Here is a 13,852-nt window from a genome sequence, read left to right as displayed (position 1 = left end):
AACCACCTGCATCCCCGCACCTTACGGCGCGGCGACACCTAGGATCGATCAATGCCCGCCCTCGCCCCGCCGGTGGCCGACGAACGCAGCGCCCTGCGCGAATTCCTGGCGTACCACCAGAGCGCGTATTTCGCGATCAGCCATGGCCTCACCGACGACGAGGCCCGATCCACGCCTTCGGTCAGCGCGCTGTCGATCGGCGGGCTGGTCAAGCACGTGACCGGAATGCAACGCAGCTGGATGGCGCGCGCGGCCGCCGCGCCGGACGCGCCGCCGAAAGACCCCCGCCCGTTCGAGCAGATCGCTGCGGAGTTCGCCGATCAGCACGTGATGCGGCCCGACGAGACGCTGGCCGGGCTGCTGGGGGCGTTCGAGGCGCAGAACGCGACATCGCTGCGGCTGGTGGAGACCGCCGACCTGGACGCCGCGGTGCCGGTTCCGCACGACATCCCGTGGTTTCCCAAGGATCAGCAGGCCTGGTCGGTGCGTTGGGTGGTCCTGCACGTGATCAACGAGCTGGCCCGGCACGCCGGGCACGCCGACATCATCCGGGAGACGATCGACGGCGCCACCATGTACGAGTTGATCGCCGCGCGGGAGGGCTGGGCGATCGAGGGCTGGGTGCAGCCCTGGAAAAGCGGGGAAAGCGGTACGCGTCCGAGTTAGAGGATTGGGACTCATCCGTGGGGATTTGGCACACTGCACTGATGAGCTCAACCAAACATCGAGAGGGGGCCAAGCTCGACCGGGTGCCATTGCCGGTCGAAGCGGCCCGGGTAGCCGTGACGGGTTGGCAGGTCACCCGCACCGGCGCTCGCATCCTCAGCAAGCTGCCGGGAAGGGGTCCGTGGCAGCAGAAGGTGATCAAGCAGCTCCCACAGACCTTCGCCGACCTGGGACCGACGTACGTCAAGTTCGGGCAGATCATCGCGTCCAGTCCGGGGGCGTTCGGCGAATCCTTGTCCCGGGAGTTCCGCGGCCTGCTCGACCGGGTGCCGCCCGCGGACTCCGGCGAAGTGCACAAGCTCTTCGTCGAAGACCTCGGCGGTGACCCGTCGGAGTTGTTCGCCAAATGGGACGAGACCCCGTTCGCGTCGGCGTCGATCGCGCAGGTGCACTACGCCACCCTGCACACCGGCGAGGAGGTGGTCGTCAAGATCCAGCGACCGGGAATCCGGCGCCGGGTCGCGGCCGACCTGCAGATCCTCAAGCGTTTCGCTCAGGCCGTCGAACTGGCCAAGCTGGGCCGCCGGCTCTCGGCGCAAGACGTGGTCGCCGACTTCTCCGACAACCTGGCCGAGGAGTTGAATTTCCGGCTGGAGGCCCAATCGATGGAGGCGTGGGTGTCGCACCTGCACGCCTCCCCGTTGGGTAAGAACATCCGGGTACCGCAGGTGTACTGGGACTTCACCAGCGACCGGGTGTTGACCATGGAGCGGGTGCAGGGCCTCCGTATCGACGACGTCGCGGCAATCCGCAAGGCCGGGCTCGACGGTGTCGAGCTCGTCAAGGCACTGCTGTTCTCGCTGTTCGAGGGTGGGCTGCGGCACGGGCTGTTCCACGGCGACCTGCACGCCGGCAACCTCTACGTCGACGACCAGGGCCGCATCGTCTTCTTCGATTTCGGCATCATGGGCCGCATCGATCCCCGCACCCGCTGGCTGCTGCGCGAGCTGGTGTACGCGCTGCTGGTCAAAAAGGACCACGCCGCTGCCGGCAAGATCGTGGTGCTGATGGGCGCCGTCGGCACCATGAAGCCCGAGGCCGAGGCCGCCAAGGACCTGGAAAAGTTCGCGACGCCGCTGACCATGCAGACGTTGGGCGACATGTCCTACGCCGACATCGGCCGGCAGTTGTCGACGCTGGCCGACGCCTACGACGTCAAGCTCCCCCGCGAGCTGGTGCTGATAGGCAAGCAATTCCTTTACGTGGAGCGGTACATGAAGCTGCTGGCGCCCAGGTGGCAGATGATGTCGGATCCGCAACTGACGGGCTATTTCGCGAACTTCATGGTCGAAGTCAGCCGCGAGCACTCCTCCGACATCGAGGTCTGATGGAGGTCCGCACCGGCAACGCCACGTCAGGCGACTTAAAGCTGTACTACGAGGACATGGGCGACATCGACGACCCGCCCGTGCTGCTGATCATGGGGCTGGGCGCCCAGCTGCTGCTGTGGCGAACCGCCTTCTGTGAGCAGCTGGTCGGCCACGGGTTTCGCGTCATCCGGTACGACAACCGGGACGTCGGCCTGTCGAGTAAGACCCAGCATCGCAGCTCGGGGCAGCCGCTGGTGACACGGTTGGCCCGCTCCTTTCTGGGTCTGCCGAGCAAAGCGGCGTACAAGCTCGAGGACATGGCCGACGACGCCGCCGCCGTGCTCGATCACCTGGGCATCGGGCAGGCGCACATCGTGGGCGCTTCGATGGGCGGCATGATCGCCCAGATTTTCGCCGGGCGATTCCACGAGCGGACGAAAACGCTCGGGATCATCTTCTCCAGCAACAATTCGGCGTTCCTGCCGCCGCCCGGTCCTCGCCAATTGCTGGCGCTCATTCAGGGACCGGCGCCGAGCTCGCCGCGCGACGTGATCATCGACAATGCCGTCCGCGTCAGCAAGATCATCGGCAGCCGGCGGTATCTTGCTCCCGATGAGCAGCTTCGGGCGGAGGCCATCGAAAGCTACGAACGGAGCTACTACCCGTGGGGCGTGGCCCGGCATTTCGACGCCGTGCTGGGCAGCGGCAGCCTGCGTCGCTACAACCGCCAGACGATCGCGTCCACCGTGGTGATCCACGGCCGCGCCGACAAGCTGATGCGCCCGTTCGGAGGGCGCGCCGTGGCGCGGGCAATCGATGGGGCCCGACTGGTGACATTCGACGGGATGGGTCATGATCTTCCACAGCAGTTGTGGGATCAGGTGATCGGCGTGCTCACGAAAAACTTCAATGGGGCACGCTAGCCAAAAACATTTGGTAGAAACGCATCCCCTCGATTACCAGTCCATGTCGCAGGGCTGTACGGTTGGCGCAGAAAGGATGGGTGTCTCAATGGCCAAGCTGAAGCCGTATTACGAAGAGTCGCAGGCAACCTACGACATTTCGGACGACTTCTTCGCACTATTCCTCGACCCGAACATGGTGTACACCTGCGCCTACTTCGAGAACGACGACATGACCCTGGAAGAGGCGCAGCTCGCCAAGATAGATCTGGCTCTGGACAAGATGAAACTCGAGCCGGGGATGACGGTGCTCGACGTCGGATGCGGCTGGGGCGGCGCCGTGGTCCGGGCGGTGGAGAAATACGACGTGAATGTCATCGCCATCACGCTGAGCCGCAATCACTACGCGCGCACCAACGCGCGGCTGGCCGCGATCCCGACAACGCGGCGGGCCGAGGCCCGGTTGCAGGGCTGGGAAGAGTTCGACGAGCAAGTCGATCGGATCATCAGCTTTGAGGCCTACGACGCGTTCAAAAAGGAACGTTGGTCCGCATTTTGGGATTGGGCCTATAAGACTCTTCCCGAGGGCAGCCGGATGCTCATGCACAGCATTTTCACGCAGCCGCAGTCGTACTGGCGCGACCACGGCATCCCGATCACGATGAAAGACTTGCGTTTCCTGCACTTCCTCGGCAAGGAGATTTTTCCCGGCGGGGGAATGTGCGGCGAACCCGATATCGTCGACAATGCACGAAACAGCGGTTTCACTATCGAGCAGACCCAATATCTGCAGCCGCACTACGCGCGCACGCTCGACATGTGGGCGGCCAATCTTGCGGCCAATCGCGAACGCGCCATCGCCATCCAGTCCGAAGAGGTCTACGACCGCTTCATGCGCTATCTGACCGGCTGTGCGGACCTCTTCCGCAAGACGATCGCCAACGTAGCCCAGTACACGCTCACCAAGTAGCGACCGGCGACCTACGCCGACGCGTCCCGGTCGGGTGGGTGGGCGTGAATCAGTTCACCCTGGAAAGTAGACTTCAATCCGCGGTCGGGACCGCGACGCGCACTCGCACCTTTCGGTTTCACGTCTCGACGTTGGGTATCGTTGCAGGTCACGCGCGACCCTTCGGTGCGTGCGCGGATTGCAGGAAGTGAACCTCATCCAGGAGAACAGGACGAAAATGGCTGAGCAACCGATAAGGCCGACGAAGACGCGGACGCGTTCGGAGGACATCCAGGCGCATTACGACGTCTCCGACGACTTCTTCGGCCTGTTCCAGGACCCGACCCGGACCTACAGCTGCGCCTACTTCGAGCGCGACGACATGAGCCTGCAAGAAGCCCAATACGCCAAGATCGACCTCAACCTCGACAAGTTGGACCTCAAGCCGGGCATGACCCTGCTCGACATAGGCTGCGGATGGGGCACCACCATGAAGCGCGCCGTCGAGCGGTTCGACGTCAACGTCATCGGCCTCACATTGTCCAAGAACCAGCACGCCCGCTCCGAGAAGTTGCTCGGTTCCATTGCCAGCAACCGCTCGCGCCAGGTCCGCCTGCAGAACTGGGAGGACTTCAACGAGCCGGTCGACCGCATCGTGTCGATCGAGGCCTTCGAGCACTTCGGCCACGAGAACTACGACGACTTCTTCAAGCGGACGTTCGACATCATGCCCGAGGACGGCCGGATGACCGTGCAGAGCAGCGTCAGCTACCACCCCGACGATCTGCACGCCCGCGGCAAGAAGCTGAGCTTCGAGACGGCGCGGTTCATCAAGTTCATCGTCACCGAAATCTTCCCCGGCGGCCGGCTGCCGTCCACCCAGATGATGGTCGATCACGGCGAGAAGGCGGATTTCACCGTCCCCGAACCACTCTCGCTACGGCCGCACTACATCAAGACGCTGCACATCTGGGGCGACACGCTCGAGTCCAACCGGGACAAGGCCATCGAGGTCACCTCCGAAGAGGTCTACAACCGCTACATCAAGTACCTGCGCGGCTGCGAGCACTACTTCGCCGACGAGATGCTCGACGTCAGCCTGGTCACCTACCTCAAGCCGGGCGCGGCCGCCTGATTTTGGCGCTGTCGGATTGGCGCTGCGGCGTTCGTCGAATAGGTAGAGAGTGGAGCACGAGGCTTCGCTCACAACCGGAGGTGACGAACATGCAGTACTTCGCGCTGTTGATCGGTCAAGAGCAAGACCGCACTCCCGACGATGCAGCCGCCGCGATGGCGGCATGGGAGAGCTTCCACGCCAAAGCCGGCTCCGCGATCAAAGCCGGTGATGCGCTAACACCGGCCGCGGCCGCAGCGGTGATCACCGGCGGCCCGGATGCGCCGACGGTCACCGACGGCCCCTTCGCGGAGGCCGCGGAGGTGGCGTGCGGCTACTACGTCTTCGAAGCGGAAAACCTGGACGAGGCGCTGGCGCTGGCACGCGACGTCCCAGTCGCCGCATTCGGTGCCGTGGAACTGTGGCCGGTGGTTCACTCCATCGAGCCGTCGCGCAAGCTGACCGGCAACGACTGGCTCGCGCTGCTGTTCGAACCGGCCGCATCGGCGCACACGCCGGGCACGCCGGAGTGGGAGGCGGTGGCGGCAAAGCACGCGGACCTGCACGCCGCCGCGGGTGATCACGTGATCGGTGGCGCCGCGTTGCACGATCGCTCCACGGCGACGACCGTGCGGGTGCGCGACGGCGAGGTCCTCATCACGGATGGGCCATACGTCGAGGGCGCCGAGATCGCGACCGGGATCTATTTGCTGAGCGCCGCAGATCGTGACGAGGCCGTCAAGATCGCGTCGATGATCCCCGCGTCGACCGTGCAGTTGCGCCAACTGGCGGGCGTCTCCGGCCTATAGCGCATGGCCGACCTGGACGGCGTATTCCGCCGGGAATGGGGCCCGGCCGTGGCCGCGCTCGCGCGGTGGTCCGGTGACCTCACCGTCGCCGAGGACGCCGTCCAGGAAGCCTGCGCCGAAGCGCTGCGCGCCTGGCCGCGCGACGGGCTGCCCGCCAACCCGGGCGGCTGGCTGGTGACCGTCGGCCGTAACCGGGCCCGGGATCGGCTGCGCCGCGAGTCCGTGCGTCCCGGAAAGGAATTGGCGGCTGTGCTGGACGACATCAGGGCGCGCACCGATCGCACCGACCCACATCCGGTTCGCGACGACGAGTTACGGATGATGTTCACCTGTGCCCACCCGGCGCTGGACCGGCAATCGCAATTGGCCCTGACGCTGCGGCTGGTGTCCGGTTTGACCGTCGGCGAGATCGCGCGTGCGCTGTTGCAGACCGAGGCGGCCATCGGTCAGCGAATCACGCGCGCCAAGAACAAGGTTCGGCACGCCAACATCCCGCTGCGGGTGCCACCCGCCGAGTTGTTGCCCGAGCGCACGCCGCACGTGTTCGGTTGCGTCTATTCGGTGTTCACCGAGGGCTATTGGTCGACCGCGGGCCCGTCGGCCATCCGGGACGACCTGTGTGACGAAGGGATCCGGCTGGGCGCGGAGCTGTGCGCGCTGCTGCCCGACGAGCCGGAGGCGCACGCCCTGTCCGCCCTGATGCTGCTACATGATTCGCGGCGCGCGACCCGGGTGGACGATACCGGCATGCTGGTGCCGCTCGAGGACCAGGATCGCCGCCGATGGGACCGCGGACGCATTTCGCGCGGGCTCGACCGATTGCGGCACGCTCAGGGTTCGACGGGCGCCTATCTGCCCCAGGCCGTGATCGCCGCGCTGCATGCCACGGCACCGTCCTGGGGGCAGACCGACTGGGTGACCATCTGCGCCGCCTACGACCGGCTGTTCGGACTGACCGGCTCGCCGGTGGTGGCCGTCAACCGGGCGCTGGCGATCGGATTTCGCGACGGGCCTGATGCCGGCCTGGCCGCCCTGGGCAGCGTGGCACACGACCCGAGGCTAACCCGCTCCAATCTCGTCGCGACCGTGCGCGCCGACCTGCTGCGGCGCGCGGGGAAACCCGCCGCTGCGCTCACCTGGTACCGAGTGGCGTTGGAGTCCAATGGATCTGACCCCGGCCGCGAGTTCCTGCGGCGGCGCATCGTCGAATGCGGGGGCTGAATCAGCCGGAGCTCAGCCCTCGGAGAAGTTGCGGGTGACGGCCGGGTCCACCGGGATGCCCGGCCCGGTCGTCGTCGACACCACGATCTTCCTCAGGTAGCGGCCCTTGGATGCGGACGGCTTGAGCCGCAGCACCTCGTCCAGCGCCGCGCCGTAGTTCTCGACCAGGGCCTTCTCGTCGAACGAGGCCTTGCCGATCACGAAGTGCAGGTTGGCCTGCTTGTCGATGCGGAAGTTGATCTTGCCGCCCTTGATGTCGGCGACGGCCTTGGCGACATCGGGCGTCACGGTGCCGGTCTTGGGGTTCGGCATCAGGCCGCGGGGACCGAGCACGCGAGCGACGCGACCCACCTTGGCCATCTGGTCCGGGGTCGCGATCGCGGCGTCGAAATCCAGCCAACCGCCCTGGATCTTCTCGATCAGGTCATCGCTGCCCACGATGTCGGCGCCGGCGGCCTGGGCCTGCTCGGCCTTGTCGCCCACCGCGAACACCGCGACGCGGGCGGTCTTGCCGGTGCCGTGCGGAAGGTTGACCGTGCCGCGGACCATCTGGTCGGCCTTGCGCGGGTCGACGCCGAGCCGGATCGCCACCTCGACGGTCGAGTCCTGCTTGCTCGACGACGTTTCCTTGGCGAGCTTGGCCGCTTCCAGCGGGGAGTAGAGGTTGTCACGGTCCACCTTCTCGGCGGCGGCGCGGTATGCCTTGCTGTTCTTGCTCATTGATTCAGTCCAATTCCGGTGTTGGGTCGTGGTTGGAAAGCGGGCCGAAGCTGGCCCTCCCACGGGGTGGTGCGGGTATTACTCGACGGTGATACCCATCGACCGGGCGGTGCCGGCGATGATCTTGGCGGCTGCGTCGATGTCGTTGGCGTTCAGGTCGGCCTTCTTGGTCTCGGCGATCTCCTTGACCTGATCCCAGCTGACCTTGGCGACCTTGGTCTTGTGCGGCTCGGCCGATCCCTTGCCCACGCCGGCGGCCTTGAGCAGCAGCTTGGCGGCGGGCGGGGTCTTGAGGGCGAAGGTGAAGCTGCGGTCCTCGTAGACCGTGATCTCTACCGGGATGACCTGGCCGCGCTGGTTCTCTGTGGCAGCGTTGTATGCCTTACAGAACTCCATGATGTTGACGCCGTGCTGACCGAGCGCGGGCCCGACCGGCGGCGCCGGGTTGGCCTGCCCCGCCTGGATCTGAAGCTTGATCAGCCCGACGACTTTCTTCTTCGGGGCCATGAGATTGTGCAGTTCCTTCCTGGTTTACGCCCGGCGTATGCGCCGGTTCAGAGCTTGGAGACTTGGCTGAAGGTCAATTCCACCGGCGTCTCGCGACCGAAGATCGATACCAGCACCTTGAGCTTTTGCTGTTCGCCGTTGACCTCGTTGATCGTGGCCGGCAGCGTCGCAAACGGCCCGTCCATGACCGTCACCGATTCGCCGACCTCGTAGTCGACCTCGATGGCCGGACGTTCCAGCCCGCCCACCTCGGCGGCGGCGGCCGTGCTGGCCGCACCCTTGGCGGCCTTCTTCGTCGCGCCGCGCGGCAGCAGGAACTTGACCACGTCGTCGAGCGTCAGCGCCGACGGACGCGAAGTCGCCCCGACGAACCCGGTGACGCCGGGGGTATTGCGGACCGCGGCCCACGAGTCGTCGGTCAGGTCCATGCGCACCAGGATGTAGCCGGGCAGCACCTTGCGGTTTACCTGCTTGCGCTGGCCGTTCTTGATCTCGGTGACCTCTTCGGTGGGCACCTCCACCTGGAAGATGTAGTCACCGACGTCGAGGTTCTGCACACGGGTTTCGAGGTTGGCTTTGACCTTGTTCTCGTATCCCGCGTAGGAGTGAATGACATACCAGTCGCCGGGCTTGCTGCGCAGTTCCGCCTTGAGAGTGGTGGCCGGGTCGGCCTCTTCGGCCGACTCGTCAGTCGCCGCGGCGGCCTCGGCCGTCTCGTCGGCGGAGTCGTCCGCGGTCGCCTCGGTGACCTCAGCGGCCGCGGGGGTGTCCGTCGCCTGCGCCTGCGCGGCTTCGTCCACGTCGACCGCTTCACCCGCGGACGGGTCACCGTCGAAGGTAGTCACGGTTTGAGTCCTCTCTGTCACTCGCTCAGCCGAACACCAACAGCACCAGCTTGGTCAGGCCGAAATCCGCCAGGCCGACCAGCGCCACCATGAAGGCCAGGAAAGCCAGCACCACGGAGGTGTAAGTGAGCATCTGCTTACGGTTGGGCCAGATGACCTTCCGCATCTCTGCAACGACCTGCTTGAGGTAGTTGTAGACGAACACGAACGGGTTGACCCGATGGTCCCCGGCCTTTTTGGGCTTTGCGGCCTTCTTGGCTTTGGCGCCCTTTTTGGCCTTATCCGGCGTCGAGACCTCGACCTCATCCGACGACTCGGCGTCGTCGCCGCCCTCGGCCACTCGCTGCCGGGACCGCTTGCCCGTGGGGCGCTGTGGCCGCGTCACCACCGCTGTCCGACCGGCGCTCGCTCGGCCGTCCTCTTTGTCAGTGCCGTCGCTTGCGGCGTCGTCGGCAACGTCGCCTTCGTCGCTCACCGCATGCTCCTTTGTTTGCCGGTACTTCGCGAACCATCCCGCCTATGGTGGGAACTTTCTTCCAGTGTCCACCATGCCAGACGTTCGTCTTCAGCAGGGGCGACAGGACTTGAACCTGCAACCTGCGGTTTTGGAGACCGCTGCTCTGCCAGTTGAGCTACGCCCCTTCGCGGTTGGCAGGCCAACCTGCGCTTACCTACCGGGGCTCACATGACACGCGCGCCTTCCGATTGCTCGACTCACGGAAAGCGCGCTAATGCTGGGAAAACCCCGAGGATCGAGTGTACATCGGCGCGGGAGTCAGATACTAATTAAGCCCTTCTGACGACCTGGCCGGATTCCGGGTCCCAGCGCAGGTTCGCCGACCCATCGCTGTACTGGGTCATCAACGTGGTGTAGGCCTCCATGACGACGTCGCCATCGTCGTTCGTACAGGTGTTCTTGGTGACGACGATGTCGGCGCCGAACCGCTCGACCACCGATCGGACCTCCATCCGGGCCCACAATTTGTCGCCGGCCTTGATCGGCTTGGAGTACACGAACCTCTGGTCGACCTGGACGATCACCATGTTCTCCATGCCGATGTCGACATGCCGGAAGAAATCCAGTTGTACCAACTTGGCCAAGATCGACCCGAAGGTCAGCGGTGCGAGGATGGCGTTGTGGCCGAGTTCGGCGGCCACGTCTTCCTCGAAATATGCCGGGTGGTCGTTCTTGGTGGATTGCGCGAACTGACGGAGTTGTTCGCGCCCCACAACGAAGCAATCCGGGTAGCGCCAGATCATTCCCCTGATGTCTGTTTTGAGCGCCATGGGCTATGCGAGTGTCGCGGACGCGATGGCCCTGCCGAAGATCTTCTTGCCGCCGGTGGTGGCCGTGAGTGCGATGGTCACGGACTTGGTGTCGGGATCGACGGACTTCACCCGGCCGCTGAAGACAAGCTCGGCGCCCTTGCCGTCGTTGGGCACCGGCACCACCGCGGTGAACCGCACGTTGTACTCGGTGACCGCGCCGGGGTCACCGATCCACGCGGTGACGAAGCCGCCGCCAATGCCCATGGTCAGCATGCCATGCGCGATCGCGGTCTCCAGGCCGAGGGCCTTGGCGATCTCGTCGTCCCAGTGGATCGGGTTCAAGTCGCCAGAAACGCCCGCGTAATTCACCAGATCCTGTCGGGTCAGCGGGTAGGTCTTCTCCGGAAGCTGGTCACCCACCTTCACCGAGCTGAACTCACGCAGTGGCATCAGAAAATCCCTCTTCTCCATCCTCACCGGCACGGCCAGCCAGGGTCGTGTAGGTCTCTTGCATGACGTCACCGGCTTCGTTGGTGATGACATTCTTGGTGACAATGATCTGAGTACCGTGCGACACCCGGACCGAGTCCACATAGACGTCGCAGTACAGCTTGTCCCCGGCCATGAGCGGCGCGAAGTACTTCAGCACCTGGTCGACCTGAACGATCTGTGCGTCCTGGACGGCGACGTTGGCGTACTTGAAAAACGCCGTCTGCGCCTGGTAGCCGAAGACACAGACAAACGTCAGCGGGGCGAGCAGCCTCTCATGGCCGAGTTCGGCCGCCGCCTTCTCCTCGAAAAACGAGGGGTCGTCGTTCTGCACGGCCACCGCGTATTCGCGGATCTTCTCCCGCTCCACCTCGTAATGATCGGGATAGCGGTAGTGCATCCCGACGATCCTTGAAGCTAACGGCACGGTTCTTAAACTACCTAGTCAATCAGAGTAACGCCCGCGGGTGACCGCTAGCGCGTCTCCCGATGCGCCTGGTGCTTACCGCAGTTGGGGCAGAACTTCTTCAGCTCCAGCCGGTCCGGGTCGTTCCGGCGGTTTTTCTTGGTGATGTAGTTGCGGTGCTTGCACACCTCGCATGCCAAGGTGATCTTCGGCCGTACGTCGGTACTGGAAGCCATGACGGTTCTCTCTCAATTCCTGGACTGTGCTGTTGTGTTGTAGCGATGGCCGGACTCGAACCGGCGACCTAACGATTATGAGTCGTTCGCTCTAACCGACTGAGCTACATCGCCTCTGGCCACCCCTTCCGGGGTCGGGGCCGCCACGCCTGCTCGGCGTCCGCCGAGCCCCCTAACGGAATCGAACCGTTGACCTTTTCCTTACCATGGAAACGCTCTACCGACTGAGCTAAGGGGGCCGTTCACCCGAAGCGATTCAGTCCGCGCGGGCCTAAAAGAGGGTACAGCCTGGCTTGCAGCGGAACCAAACCACGGGTAGCGAAAGTGCCGTCCCACGGGGACGTTTGCAATCGTGAGGTTTACCCGGCGATCGACGAAGTCGGGGCAAACATCAGCCGCTCCGCCGTTGCGCTGAGGTTGTTACGCACTGAGGTCGCTGAACTCGTCGTACTCAGGCCCCGAAGAGTCGGCGTCGGGCAGCGTCTGCCACCACGCACCCGAAGCGGTGGCGGACTACCCGTGGCCCGCGGCGGTCGGGGTCCTAGTCTGGTCACGTGCCAGAGGACCGGCTGTACTTTCGACAACTGCTCTCCGGTCGCGACTTCGCCGCCGGCGACATGTTCGCGACGCAAATGCGCAACTTCGCCTACCTGATGGGCGACCGGCAAACCGGTGACTGCGTGGTCGTCGACCCGGCCTACGCCGCCGGCGATCTGCTCGACGCGCTGGAGGCCGACGGCATGCACCTGTCCGGCGTGCTGGTGACTCACCATCACCCCGACCACGTGGGCGGCTCCATGATGGGGTTCGCGCTGCCGGGCCTGGCCGAACTGCTGGACCGGGCACCGGTGCCGGTGCACGTCAACACCCATGAGGCACAATGGGTTTCGCGAGTCACCGGAATAAGTCTCAGTGACCTGACCGCCCACGAGAATCATGACAAGATCAGCGTCGGCGACATCGAGATCGAGTTGCTGCACACCCCCGGCCACACGCCGGGCAGCCAGTGCTTTCTGCTCGACGGCCGCCTCGTTGCCGGTGACACGTTGTTCTTGGAGGGCTGCGGGCGTACCGACTTCCCCGGCGGGGACTCCGACGAGATGTACCGCAGCCTGCAGCGGCTCGCGACCTTGCCCGGTGACCCGACCGTGTTTCCGGGCCACTGGTATTCGGCGGAGCCCAGCGCGTCGCTCGCGGAGGTCAAGCGTTCCAACTACGTGTATCGGGCAGCGGACCTTGATCAGTGGCGGATGCTGATGGGCGGCTGAGCCGGCAAGGATCGCTGGGTCTTCACCATGCGGCGAGGCGACCGCCCCTGTGATATAAGCGGAGGGTGGATTCCATGGGTTGGATCCAGGACAGCTGGCATGATGTCACGCACGTCGGGTCCGACACCTGGATAGCGTGGGCGGCGTGGGCGGCAATCGTCCTGGCAATCGTCACGCTGGTATTCACCAACAGGCAGATCAACCGGAATCGCCGCGCGGCGTCCGAGCAGACGCGTCCGCAGGTCGCGATGTTCATGGAGCCGCATTCCGCCGACTGGCACGTGATCGAACTCGTGGTCCGGAACTTCGGGCGGACCGCGGCCTACGACATCGGGTTCTCCTTCGTGAATCCCCCCACCGTGGCCGAATACGAGAACGCCACCGACGGCTACGCCGATGTCATCGAACTGCGGCTCCCGCGCGAACTGCCTGTGCTGGCGCCCGGCCAGGAGTGGCGCATGGTGTGGGATTCCGCGCTCGACCGCGCCGAGATCGGTAGCGGCATCGAATCGCGCTTCACCGGCACCCTGACCTACTACGACCGGCCCCATCAGGCACACGGCCGGCGGTTCTGGGAGCGCGCGCGTTCCCCGCTGCACACCGAGGTCGTGCTGGACTGGGATGCCCTGCCGCCCGTCCAGCGCATCGAATTGATGACCACCCATGACTTGGCGAAGCGGGAGAAGGAGAAGCTGGAGCTGCTGCGCGGCCTGCTGACCTATTTCCACTACGCCAGTAAGGAAACTCGTCCCGAAGTATTCCGCAGCGAGATCGAACGGATCAACACCGCGGTCCGCGAAACCCAAGACAGATGGCGCACACGCCAACTCGACGAACCCACCGATGTCAGCCTGCGCTGGAGTAACGCCGAAGACGACCTGGGCAAACACCACAGCCAGCCGGCCTGACGCAAGGAGTAACCGATGAGCGCCCCGGTCCACTACAGCACCAAGGACTCCATTGCCGTCATCAAAATGGACGACGGCAAGGTCAACGCGCTGGGCCCGACCATGCAGCAGGCCCTGAACGACGCGATCGACCGGGCCGAGGCGGACGACGCCGGAGCGCTGGTGATCGCCGG

17 protein-coding genes, 3 tRNA genes and 1 pseudogene are annotated in these 13,852 nt (G+C 65.0%); 10 read left to right on the top strand and 11 right to left on the bottom strand.

From position 1 onward, the window contains the following. Positions 1 to 72 precede the first annotated feature (72 nt). The 7 genes from VFW69_RS08055 to VFW69_RS08025 all read left to right on the top strand — a co-directional run bounded on the left by VFW69_RS08055 (position 73) and on the right by VFW69_RS08025 (position 7,031). A complete protein-coding gene (locus VFW69_RS08055; protein ID WP_526499962.1) occupies positions 73 to 666 on the top strand; it encodes a mycothiol transferase in 594 nt (197 codons plus the stop codon). Positions 667 to 707: 41 nt separating this feature from the next. Further along, positions 708 to 2,054, top strand: coding sequence for an ABC1 kinase family protein (locus VFW69_RS08050; protein ID WP_526499937.1), 1,347 nt, complete (start codon positions 708 to 710; stop codon positions 2,052 to 2,054). Beyond that, positions 2,054 to 2,959 carry an alpha/beta fold hydrolase gene (locus VFW69_RS08045; protein ID WP_526499935.1) on the top strand — a complete coding sequence of 302 codons (906 nt, stop codon included), beginning with the start codon at positions 2,054 to 2,056 and terminating at the stop codon, positions 2,957 to 2,959. The genes VFW69_RS08050 and VFW69_RS08045 overlap by 1 nt, the downstream gene beginning before the upstream one ends. An 88-nt stretch (positions 2,960 to 3,047) precedes the next feature. Continuing rightward, entirely contained in the window at positions 3,048 to 3,908 is an 861-nt protein-coding gene (locus VFW69_RS08040; protein WP_526499932.1) for a cyclopropane mycolic acid synthase family methyltransferase, read from the top strand. Between the two features lie 217 nt (positions 3,909 to 4,125). Beyond that, positions 4,126 to 5,022: a hydroxymycolate synthase MmaA4 gene (mmaA4, locus tag VFW69_RS08035; protein ID WP_526499930.1), complete on the top strand. Its 897-nt coding sequence runs from the start codon at positions 4,126 to 4,128 to the stop codon at positions 5,020 to 5,022. 89 nt (positions 5,023 to 5,111) lie between these two features. Continuing rightward, positions 5,112 to 5,810: a YciI family protein gene (locus tag VFW69_RS08030; RefSeq protein WP_526499928.1), complete on the top strand. Its 699-nt coding sequence runs from the start codon at positions 5,112 to 5,114 to the stop codon at positions 5,808 to 5,810. A 3-nt stretch (positions 5,811 to 5,813) separates the two neighbouring features. After that, a complete protein-coding gene (locus tag VFW69_RS08025) occupies positions 5,814 to 7,031 on the top strand; it encodes an RNA polymerase sigma factor (protein ID WP_526499926.1) in 1,218 nt (405 codons plus the stop codon). Positions 7,032 to 7,043: 12 nt separating this feature from the next. Here the strand turns inward: VFW69_RS08025 and rplA are convergent, their stop codons facing one another. The 11 genes from rplA to VFW69_RS07970 form a co-directional block, all read right to left on the bottom strand. Then, positions 7,044 to 7,751 (bottom strand): 50S ribosomal protein L1, encoded by a 708-nt coding sequence (rplA, locus tag VFW69_RS08020; RefSeq protein ID WP_526499924.1) that lies wholly within the window; start codon positions 7,749 to 7,751, stop codon positions 7,044 to 7,046. A 78-nt stretch (positions 7,752 to 7,829) separates the two neighbouring features. Continuing rightward, positions 7,830 to 8,258, bottom strand: a complete 429-nt coding sequence (rplK, locus tag VFW69_RS08015) for a 50S ribosomal protein L11 (protein ID WP_007767860.1) — start codon at positions 8,256 to 8,258, stop codon at positions 7,830 to 7,832. Between the two features lie 47 nt (positions 8,259 to 8,305). Continuing rightward, complete coding sequence (nusG, locus tag VFW69_RS08010; RefSeq protein WP_526499921.1) at positions 8,306 to 9,103, bottom strand: transcription termination/antitermination protein NusG; 798 nt, start codon at positions 9,101 to 9,103, stop codon at positions 8,306 to 8,308. Between the two features lie 25 nt (positions 9,104 to 9,128). After that, on the bottom strand, positions 9,129 to 9,578 hold the full coding sequence (gene secE, locus VFW69_RS08005) for a preprotein translocase subunit SecE (RefSeq protein WP_526499919.1): 450 nt from the start codon (positions 9,576 to 9,578) through the stop codon (positions 9,129 to 9,131). Positions 9,579 to 9,672: 94 nt separating this feature from the next. Continuing rightward, positions 9,673 to 9,745: transfer RNA gene (locus tag VFW69_RS08000), tRNA-Trp, on the bottom strand. Between the two features lie 144 nt (positions 9,746 to 9,889). Then, positions 9,890 to 10,390, bottom strand: coding sequence for a (3R)-hydroxyacyl-ACP dehydratase subunit HadC (gene hadC, locus VFW69_RS07995; RefSeq protein WP_526499917.1), 501 nt, complete (start codon positions 10,388 to 10,390; stop codon positions 9,890 to 9,892). A 3-nt stretch (positions 10,391 to 10,393) separates the two neighbouring features. After that, the gene (hadB, locus tag VFW69_RS07990; protein ID WP_526499915.1) at positions 10,394 to 10,822 is read right to left on the bottom strand and encodes a (3R)-hydroxyacyl-ACP dehydratase subunit HadB; all 429 of its coding nucleotides are present in this window, start codon (positions 10,820 to 10,822) and stop codon (positions 10,394 to 10,396) included. Next, positions 10,809 to 11,261, bottom strand: a complete 453-nt coding sequence (gene hadA, locus VFW69_RS07985) for a (3R)-hydroxyacyl-ACP dehydratase subunit HadA (RefSeq protein ID WP_526499960.1) — start codon at positions 11,259 to 11,261, stop codon at positions 10,809 to 10,811. The genes hadB and hadA overlap by 14 nt, the downstream gene beginning before the upstream one ends. 74 nt (positions 11,262 to 11,335) lie before the next feature. Beyond that, complete coding sequence (gene rpmG, locus VFW69_RS07980; protein WP_003898538.1) at positions 11,336 to 11,503, bottom strand: 50S ribosomal protein L33; 168 nt, start codon at positions 11,501 to 11,503, stop codon at positions 11,336 to 11,338. Positions 11,504 to 11,543: 40 nt separating this feature from the next. Then, positions 11,544 to 11,617 (bottom strand) — tRNA-Met (locus tag VFW69_RS07975). A 52-nt stretch (positions 11,618 to 11,669) separates the two neighbouring features. Next, positions 11,670 to 11,742: transfer RNA gene (locus tag VFW69_RS07970), tRNA-Thr, on the bottom strand. Between the two features lie 315 nt (positions 11,743 to 12,057). Here VFW69_RS07970 and VFW69_RS07965 point away from each other — a divergent pair. The 3 genes and pseudogenes from VFW69_RS07965 to VFW69_RS07955 all read left to right on the top strand — a co-directional run. Further along, a complete protein-coding gene (locus VFW69_RS07965) occupies positions 12,058 to 12,771 on the top strand; it encodes an MBL fold metallo-hydrolase (protein WP_526499909.1) in 714 nt (237 codons plus the stop codon). A 74-nt stretch (positions 12,772 to 12,845) separates the two neighbouring features. Then, a complete protein-coding gene (locus VFW69_RS07960) occupies positions 12,846 to 13,679 on the top strand; it encodes a DUF8453 domain-containing protein (RefSeq protein ID WP_526499907.1) in 834 nt (277 codons plus the stop codon). Between the two features lie 15 nt (positions 13,680 to 13,694). After that, positions 13,695 to 13,852: pseudogene (locus tag VFW69_RS07955) on the top strand (crotonase/enoyl-CoA hydratase family protein); the annotation flags it as partial.

Source organism: Mycobacterium sp., assembly GCF_036273375.1.
GTDB lineage: Bacteria > Actinomycetota > Actinomycetes > Mycobacteriales > Mycobacteriaceae > Mycobacterium.
The sequence above is the reverse complement of the archived record's forward strand: the minus strand, read 5'-3'. Positions and strand labels throughout refer to the sequence as shown.

Coding starts and splice junctions, on each gene's coding strand:
- VFW69_RS08030 (WP_526499928.1), top strand. CDS start 5,112: ATGCAGTACTTCGCGCTGTTGATCGGTCAAGAGCAAGACCGCACTCCC.
- hadC (WP_526499917.1), bottom strand. CDS start 10,390: ATGGCGCTCAAAACAGACATCAGGGGAATGATCTGGCGCTACCCGGAT.
- hadB (WP_526499915.1), bottom strand. CDS start 10,822: ATGCCACTGCGTGAGTTCAGCTCGGTGAAGGTGGGTGACCAGCTTCCG.
- rplK (WP_007767860.1), bottom strand. CDS start 8,258: ATGGCCCCGAAGAAGAAAGTCGTCGGGCTGATCAAGCTTCAGATCCAG.
- VFW69_RS08040 (WP_526499932.1), top strand. CDS start 3,048: ATGGCCAAGCTGAAGCCGTATTACGAAGAGTCGCAGGCAACCTACGAC.
- VFW69_RS08025 (WP_526499926.1), top strand. CDS start 5,814: ATGGCCGACCTGGACGGCGTATTCCGCCGGGAATGGGGCCCGGCCGTG.
- rpmG (WP_003898538.1), bottom strand. CDS start 11,503: ATGGCTTCCAGTACCGACGTACGGCCGAAGATCACCTTGGCATGCGAG.
- hadA (WP_526499960.1), bottom strand. CDS start 11,261: ATGCACTACCGCTATCCCGATCATTACGAGGTGGAGCGGGAGAAGATC.
- VFW69_RS07960 (WP_526499907.1), top strand. CDS start 12,846: ATGGGTTGGATCCAGGACAGCTGGCATGATGTCACGCACGTCGGGTCC.
- mmaA4 (WP_526499930.1), top strand. CDS start 4,126: ATGGCTGAGCAACCGATAAGGCCGACGAAGACGCGGACGCGTTCGGAG.
- VFW69_RS08045 (WP_526499935.1), top strand. CDS start 2,054: ATGGAGGTCCGCACCGGCAACGCCACGTCAGGCGACTTAAAGCTGTAC.
- rplA (WP_526499924.1), bottom strand. CDS start 7,751: ATGAGCAAGAACAGCAAGGCATACCGCGCCGCCGCCGAGAAGGTGGAC.
- VFW69_RS08050 (WP_526499937.1), top strand. CDS start 708: ATGAGCTCAACCAAACATCGAGAGGGGGCCAAGCTCGACCGGGTGCCA.